Below are 7101 nucleotides of genomic sequence, written 5' to 3' on the forward strand. Positions count from 1 at the left end.
CAAGGTCGAGATCGAGGTGGTGGCGGCAGCCTCCTGAGCGCCGCCACCAAAGGCCTCAGCCCGCCTTGCGCTTGTTCTGGCGGTTCTCGATGAGATCGTCGACGACGGCCGGGTCGGCCAGCGTCGATGTGTCGCCGAGCGCGCCGAACTCGTCCTCCGCGATCTTGCGCAGGATGCGGCGCATGATCTTGCCCGAGCGGGTCTTGGGCAGGCCCGGCGCGAACTGGATCAGATCCGGCGAGGCGATCGGGCCGATCTCGTTGCGGACATAGGCGACGAGTTCCTTGCGCAGCGTGTCGCTGGGCTGCTCGCCGGCCATCAGGGTGACATAGGCGTAGATGCCCTGGCCCTTGATGTCGTGCGGATAACCGACGACCGCGGCCTCGGAGACCGACGGATGGGCGACGAGGGCCGACTCGACCTCGGCCGTGCCCATGCGATGGCCGGAGACGTTGATGACGTCGTCGACGCGGCCGGTGATCCAATAGTAGCCGTCGGCGTCGCGCCGGCAGCCGTCGCCGGTGAAGTATTTGTTCGCATAGGTGGCGAAGTACGTGTCCATGAAGCGCTGATGGTCGCCATAGACGGTGCGCATCTGGCCCGGCCAGCTGTCGGCGATGACGAGGTTGCCCTCGCAGGCCCCTTCCTGCACCTGTCCGGCAGCGTCGACGATCTCGGGCTTCACACCGAAGAATGGCCGGGTGGCCGAACCGGGCTTGAGCTTCGTCGCGCCCGGCAGCGGCGTGATCAGGATGCCACCGGTCTCGGTCTGCCACCAGGTGTCGACGATCGGGCAACGGCGGTCGCCGACGACGCGGTGATACCACTCCCAGGCTTCCGGGTTGATCGGCTCGCCGACGGAGCCGAGCAGGCGCAGCGAGGCGCGGCTGGTCTTCTTCACCGGCTCCTCGCCGGCGCCCATCAGGGAGCGGATCGCTGTCGGCGCGGTGTAGAAGGTGTTGACCTTGTGCTTGTCGATCACCTCCCAGAAACGGGAGATCGACGGATAGGTCGGGATGCCCTCGAACATCAGCGTCGTCGCGCCGTTCGCGAGCGGGCCGTAGAGGATGTAGCTGTGGCCGGTCACCCAGCCCACGTCGGCGGTGCACCAGTAGATGTCGCCGTCATGATAGTCGAAGACGTACTGGTGGGTGATCGAGGCGTAGACGAGATAGCCGCCGGTGGTGTGCAGCACGCCCTTCGGCTTGCCGGTCGAGCCGGAGGTGTAGAGCAGGAAGAGCGGATCTTCCGCGTTCATCTCGGCGGCCGGGCAATCGGCGGGGACCTTGGCGGCCTCCTCGTGATACCAGACGTCGCGGCCGTCTTTCATGGAGACGTTGCCGCCGGTGCGCTTGACGACGACGACCTTGCCAATGCCGCCCTTCACCTTGTCGTCGGCGGCGTCGACATTCTTCTTGAGCGGGACCGAGCGGCCACCGCGCAGGCCCTCATCGGCGGTGATCACGATCTTCGAGTCGGAATCCTCGATGCGGCTCGCCAGCGAATCCGGCGAGAAGCCGCCGAAGACGACCGAATGTACGGCGCCGATGCGCGCGCAGGCGAGCATGGCATAGGCCGCTTCGGGGATCATCGGCAGGTAGATGGTGACGCGGTCGCCCTTCTCGACGCCATGCGCCTTGAGGACGTTCGCGAACTTGCAGACCTCGGCGTGCAACTGGCGATAGGTGATCGTCCTGGATTCGGACGGATCGTCGCCTTCCCAGATGATCGCGGTCTGGTCGGGACGCGTGGCGAGGTGCCTGTCGACGCAGTTATGGGCGACGTTGGTGGTGCCGTCCTCGAACCATTTGATCGAGACCTTGCCCGGCTCATAGCTGGTGTTCTTGACCTTGGTGTAGGGCTTGAACCAGTCGATCCGCTTGCCGTGCTCGCCCCAGAACTTCGCGGGATCCGCGACAGAGGCCGCGTACATCTCCTGATAGCGGGCATCGTTCGCCCAGGCCTTGTCGGCCCAGCCGGCGGGCACGTCGTAGATCGTCTCGGACATTCGGTGTCTCCCCAGACTTGGGTCGTCTGTGTTGCGTTGGTCCTGTGCTCTCGCGAGCGGCCGGGACATCGCTTCCTTTGAATTCCGCGCATCATAGGATGCACGCGCGGCGCGGCAACCCATTGTGCATCGCACTTTCGTGGCAGGGGCAGGCGTCGGAAGCATGGTTCGAGGCCGGATTGTCCCCGGGGGGCCTCATCACATGGTAGGGTAAGGTGGCTTGGAGGGCTTCATGGCGCGCAATGTCTGCATCTTCTCGGATGGGACGGGGCAGGCCGGCGGCGCTAACCCGATCAACTGGACGAGCATCTATCGCCTGTTCCTGGCGACGCGGGAGGTCGATCCCGCCGGGCAGACCTGCTTCTACGACCCCGGCCTGGGCTCGAATCCGGATGAGGGCGAGATCCGCAGCCCGTTTCGGCGTCTCAAGGACTGGCTCGCGCAGGCGACCGGCTACGGCATCACGGACAACATCATCGACTGCTATGCCGCACTGCTCTGCTCATGGCGCCCGGGCGACCGCATCTTCCTGTTCGGCTTCAGCCGCGGCGCCTATACCGTGCGCAGCCTCGGCGGGGTGCTGGCGCTCTGCGGCGTTCCCGCCGGCTTCGCGAATGTCTTGCGCTGGGACGGCTTTAGCGATGCGATCGCAGCCACGGAGGTGAGGGCGCTCGCATCCAGCGCCGTCAAGGACGTCTACATGATCCAGGACGGGGCTGCCCGCGCGGCTGCCGCGGCGGCGTTCCGGCAGCGCCATGGCACCGAGCCGGCACCGCCCTTCTTCGTCGGTGTCTGGGATACGCTCCGTGCGCTCGGCCTGCCGGCGATCGGCAGCATGCCGGGGCGCCACAAGTTCCACGATGCGATCCTCAACCGAAAGGTCGCGCATGGCCGGCAGGCGCTCGCCATCGACGAGAACCGGCAGGTCTTCGCGCCGGAACTCTGGGACGAGACGCAGGCGCCGGCCGGGCAGATCAAGCAGCTCTGGTTCGCCGGGGTGCATACCGATATCGGCGGCGGCTACGGCCTGCAGATGGGGCTCGCCGATCTCGCGCTGGACTGGATGGTCGCGGAAGCACAGGCCGCCTCTCCGCCGCTCATGGTCGAGCCCGGGCTGATCGCCGAGCTCAGGCCAGATGCGCTCGGTCTGCAGCATGACGAGCGCCAGACCTCGTGGCTGCCCTGGAGCGAGGGCACGCGCGAGAGCTTCGTGCTGCACGGATTCCAGCCGCAGCCGGCGCGGATGGCGCCGGCGGTCGAACCGCGCCTGCAGGCGCCGGCTGTGCCGATCCTCGACGAGAGGCGACCGTATCGGCCGCGTGCGCTGGCAACCTATCCTCCTTTTGCCCGGTATTATCCACGCTGAGTGGTCAGAGGCCGCCCATCTTGCAGACGATGTCCCACTCATCATCCGTCACCGGCTGGACCGAGAGACGGAAGGAGGTGACGAGCGACATCTTGGCGAGTTTCGGCTCGGCCTTGACGGCGGCGAGGGAGACAGGCTTGGGCAGCGGCTTCACCGCCTTGAAGTCGACGAGGACCCAGGGCGGGCCGGCATCGTCCCAGGGATAGGCCTCCCGAATGACCTCGACGATGCCGACGACCTCCAGCCCCTCGTTGGAATGATAGAAGAAGACCTGGTCGCCCTTCTTCATCGCCATCAGGTTGAGCTTGGCGGTGTGGTTCTTCACTCCGTCCCAATGCGTGCCCTTCGCGCCGGCCTTGACCTGATCGTCCCAGGACCAGACCGAGGGTTCGGATTTGATCAGCCAGTGAGCCATCAGGCTTCGTCCTCCTTGAGCGGCACCGGCGGCTGCGAGGCCGCCTCGCCCTGTTCGTTCCAGAACCGCACCATCTCGCGCGTCAGCGCGGCGTAATCCTTGGCGTCGAGTTCGACCCGTACCTCGCCCTCGCCGAAGGGCAGGATCAGCACGAAGCGATGCGTGCCCTCGGCCCGGCGCTTGCGATGCTGCAGGACGGGGCTGGCGATCCGCCCGGCCAGCGGCACGGGCTGGCCCTCGGCGACGAGCTCCGAACCCGTGGTCTTGCGGACTTCGGCGATGCCGCGCGCGACGCGCTTGCTCAGATCGGACCAGTCTCCCGCCATGTTCGTCCTCCTACCGTTCGGCCCGGATCGGCCGGGCGAGCAGCGCGGCGACCGCTTCGCGCACCCCGAGCCTGCCCGCAATGATCTCCGAGACCGCCTCGGCGATGGGCGTCTCGATGCTCCGGGAGCGCGCCATCTCGACCAGGATCGGGGCGGTGAAAGCGCCTTCGGTGAGCCTGCCGCCCGAGGCCTCGGCCGCATCGCGGCCCTGCCCGAGTGCCAGGCCGTAGGCGAAATTGCGCGATTGCGGCGAGGCGCAGCTCAGCACGACATCGCCGAGGCCGGACAGCCCCATCAGGGTCTCGGCCTGGCCGCCATAGGCTTCGCCGAAGCGGCGCAGCTCGGCGAAGCCGCGCGCGACGAGCGCAGCGCGCGCGCTTTCGCCGTAGCCGAGGCCGATGGCGATGCCAGCGGCGATGGCGAGCACGTTCTTGGCCGCGCCGCCGATCTCGACGCCGAGCGGATCGTCGGAATGATAGATGCGGAAAGCCGGCGAACTCAGCGCCTCGGCCAGCGACTGCGCCAGCGCGGGCTCGGCCGCCGCGAGCGTCACCGCGGTCGGCAGGCCGCGGCCGATATCGATGGCGAAGCTCGGGCCGGAGAGGATCGCGGTCCGGGAGCCGGGCAGCACGCTCTCGATGATCTCGGTCGGAAACAGCCCGCTCGTCTGCTCGATGCCCTTGGCGGCGGAGATGATCGGCAGGTCCGAGGGCAGATGGCCGGCGAGATTCCGGCAGGCCGCGCGCAGGTTCTGGGTCGGCACCGCGACGAGCACCGCATCACAATCGGAGAGATCGGCCAGGGATGTCGTCGCGCTGATCGCCTCGGGCAGCTCGATATCGGGCAGCCGAGGTGCCTGGCGGTCCCGCTCGATCGCGGCGACGGTCTCGGGATCGCGCGCCCAGAGCCGGACTCCGCGCCCCGCACGGGTTGCGGCGAGCGCGAGCGCCGCGCCATAGGCGCCGGCGCCGACGACGCCGACGGTCGCATAGGCGGCCTTGCGCGTCATGCCGTGGTCGCAGGCTTGGCGGAAAGCTCGTCGAGGGGCCAGCGCGGGCGGGCGACCGCGCTCATGTCGTCGACGAGGCCGAGTCTGAGCCGCTCCAGACCGGCCCAGGCGATCATCGCGCCATTGTCGCCGCAGAGCGCCTGCGGGGGAGCGACCATCGGCAGGCCGGCCTCCGTGGCGAGGCGGGTCAGGCCGCTCCGGATCGCCTGGTTGGCGGCGACGCCGCCGGCCACGACCAGCGTCGACGGCGTGATCCCGGCATCGCGGCAGGCGCGCAGCCCGGCGCGGGTGCGGTCCACCATCACATCGACGATCGCGGCCTGGAAGGAGGCGCAGAGATCGGCGACGTCGCGGTCGGAGAGCGGGGCGATGCGCTCGGCGACGAGACGCACGGCCGTCTTGAGCCCGGAGAGCGAAAAGTCGGGATTGGCGCGCCCCTGCATCGGCCGCGGAAAGTCGAAACGCTCGGGATCGCCCTTCAGGGCCTCCCGCTCGACCGAGGGACCGCCGGGATAGGGCAGGGCCAGCATCTTCGCGATCTTGTCGAAGGCCTCGCCGACGGCGTCGTCGATCGTGCCGCCGAGCTTGAGGTAGTCGCCGACACCGCGCACGGCCAGCAGCTGGGTATGGCCGCCCGAGACCAGCAGCAGCAGATAGGGGAAGGCGAGATCGTCGGTGAGGCGGGCGGTCAGCGCATGCGCCTCGAGATGGTTGATCGCGATGAAGGGCTTGCCGGTCGCGAGCGCGATCGCCTTGCCGGCGGTGAGGCCGACCATGACGCCGCCGACGAGGCCGGGGCCGGCAGCCGCCGCGACGGCATCGATATCGCCGGGCTTAAGGCCCGCATCCGAGAAGGCACGCGCGATGATGCGGTCGATCGCCTCGACATGGGCGCGCGCGGCGATTTCCGGCACGACGCCGCCATAGGCGGCATGTGCGGCGATCTGGCTCAGGATCTCGTTCGACAGGATCTTGCTCTCGCCCGAGCGCTCGACGGAGACGATCGCGGCTGCCGTTTCGTCGCAGGTCGTCTCAATCCCAAGGACACGCATGATCGCTCGATTAACCTCGTGGCACGGAAGAACGGGATAGCGGGCCGTCTCCGGCAGTTCCTCGCCGGCAATTCCTTCGTATAGTGCGGGGCAGGATGCAAGGCCAAGGGGTGTCGCGGCGCCCCCGGCGGCGAGGCGGGAAGGGAGACGGCATGCAGTGCATCATCGTTCCGCCTCAATGCGGCCCGATCGCGGGAGGCTGCATCCTTCGCGCATCGGCCCATGGCCGGTGCCGGTCTTTCCAGGAGCTGTGAATGCGCGTCTTCGTCTTTCGTCCTCGTCCCGATGCCGAGCGGACCGCGCGCGCCATTGCCGATCACGGCTTCGAGCCGGTTCTGGCTCCGCTCTTCGACGTGGTGCGGCTTTCGGATGCGGCGCCCGTAGGCAGCTTCGACGCGATCGTCCTGACCAGCGGCAACGCCGTGCCGGCACTCGCCGAGGGGCCGGCGGCCTGGCGCGACCTGCCGATCTTCACTGTCGGTGGCCGGACGGCGGCCAAGGTCCGCGAAGCCGGTCTGGAGGATGCGCGTAGCGCCGACGGCGACCGCAACGACCTGATCGAGCTGATCGGGCGCACGCTGCCGGCCCCGGCGAAGCTGCTGATGATCGTCGCGCGCGACCGCAAGGAGGATGTCCCGGAACGGCTGAAGCAGGCAGGCTACGACGTCACGCTCTGGATCGCCTACGCGGCCGAGCCGGTCTCGGCCTTGCCCGAGGATACGCAAGCCGCGCTGCGGCATGGTCAGCCGGGCGATGCTGCCTTGCACTATTCCGCGCGTGGGGCGCGGACCTTCATCGCGCTGGCACAGGCGGCGGGTGTCTCGAACGAAGCGCTCGAACTGACGCATGTCGTTCTCTCTGCCGATGTCGCGGCGCCGCTGATCGCCGCGGGCGCCAGCACCGTGCTGGTCGCCGAGCATCCCGA

The 7101-nt window shown here is 68.4% G+C and carries 7 protein-coding genes; 2 read left to right on the forward strand and 5 right to left on the reverse strand.

What is annotated here, in order from left to right:
* Window positions 1–55: 55 nt before the first annotated feature.
* The gene (gene acs, locus ACIPIA_RS07575) at window positions 56–2008 is read right to left on the reverse strand and encodes an acetate--CoA ligase (RefSeq protein WP_400508183.1); all 1953 of its coding nucleotides are present in this window, start codon (window positions 2006–2008) and stop codon (window positions 56–58) included.
* 232 nt (window positions 2009–2240) lie between these two features.
* Here acs and ACIPIA_RS07580 point away from each other — a divergent pair, with 232 nt between their 5' ends.
* Entirely contained in the window at window positions 2241–3374 is a 1134-nt protein-coding gene (locus ACIPIA_RS07580; protein ID WP_400508185.1) for a DUF2235 domain-containing protein, read from the forward strand.
* A gap of 4 nt (window positions 3375–3378) precedes the next feature.
* On the opposite strand, the gene ACIPIA_RS07585 is transcribed toward ACIPIA_RS07580, so the two are convergent.
* The 4 genes from ACIPIA_RS07585 to tsaD are packed head-to-tail and all read right to left on the reverse strand — an operon-like array spanning window position 3379 to window position 6176.
* Window positions 3379–3789 (reverse strand): EVE domain-containing protein, encoded by a 411-nt coding sequence (locus ACIPIA_RS07585; protein ID WP_400508187.1) that lies wholly within the window; start codon window positions 3787–3789, stop codon window positions 3379–3381.
* The gene (locus tag ACIPIA_RS07590) at window positions 3789–4115 is read right to left on the reverse strand and encodes a hypothetical protein (RefSeq protein WP_400508189.1); all 327 of its coding nucleotides are present in this window, start codon (window positions 4113–4115) and stop codon (window positions 3789–3791) included. Before ACIPIA_RS07590 ends, ACIPIA_RS07585 begins: the two co-directional genes overlap by 1 nt.
* A 10-nt stretch (window positions 4116–4125) precedes the next feature.
* Window positions 4126–5124 (reverse strand): NAD(P)H-dependent glycerol-3-phosphate dehydrogenase, encoded by a 999-nt coding sequence (locus ACIPIA_RS07595; RefSeq protein ID WP_400508191.1) that lies wholly within the window; start codon window positions 5122–5124, stop codon window positions 4126–4128.
* Window positions 5121–6176 carry a tRNA (adenosine(37)-N6)-threonylcarbamoyltransferase complex transferase subunit TsaD gene (tsaD, locus tag ACIPIA_RS07600; RefSeq protein WP_400508193.1) on the reverse strand — a complete coding sequence of 352 codons (1056 nt, stop codon included), beginning with the start codon at window positions 6174–6176 and terminating at the stop codon, window positions 5121–5123. The genes ACIPIA_RS07595 and tsaD overlap by 4 nt, the downstream gene beginning before the upstream one ends.
* 254 nt (window positions 6177–6430) lie before the next feature.
* Between tsaD and ACIPIA_RS07605 the strand changes: the two genes are divergently transcribed.
* The coding region (locus ACIPIA_RS07605) for a uroporphyrinogen-III synthase (RefSeq protein WP_400508195.1) at window positions 6431–7101 on the forward strand (671 nt) is incomplete at its 3' end.

The sequence above is a fragment of the Allobosea sp. CER48 genome (assembly GCF_044752385.1).
In the GTDB taxonomy this organism is placed as follows: domain Bacteria; phylum Pseudomonadota; class Alphaproteobacteria; order Rhizobiales; family Beijerinckiaceae; genus Allobosea.

What these genes read in the sequence shown, in the direction of transcription:
- acs (WP_400508183.1), bottom strand. Translation starts at nt 2,008, where the DNA reads ATGTCCGAGACGATCTACGACGTGCCCGCCGGCTGGGCCGACAAGGCC.
- ACIPIA_RS07580 (WP_400508185.1), top strand. Translation starts at nt 2,241, where the DNA reads ATGGCGCGCAATGTCTGCATCTTCTCGGATGGGACGGGGCAGGCCGGC.
- ACIPIA_RS07585 (WP_400508187.1), bottom strand. Translation starts at nt 3,789, where the DNA reads ATGGCTCACTGGCTGATCAAATCCGAACCCTCGGTCTGGTCCTGGGAC.
- ACIPIA_RS07590 (WP_400508189.1), bottom strand. Translation starts at nt 4,115, where the DNA reads ATGGCGGGAGACTGGTCCGATCTGAGCAAGCGCGTCGCGCGCGGCATC.
- ACIPIA_RS07595 (WP_400508191.1), bottom strand. Translation starts at nt 5,124, where the DNA reads ATGACGCGCAAGGCCGCCTATGCGACCGTCGGCGTCGTCGGCGCCGGC.
- tsaD (WP_400508193.1), bottom strand. Translation starts at nt 6,176, where the DNA reads ATGCGTGTCCTTGGGATTGAGACGACCTGCGACGAAACGGCAGCCGCG.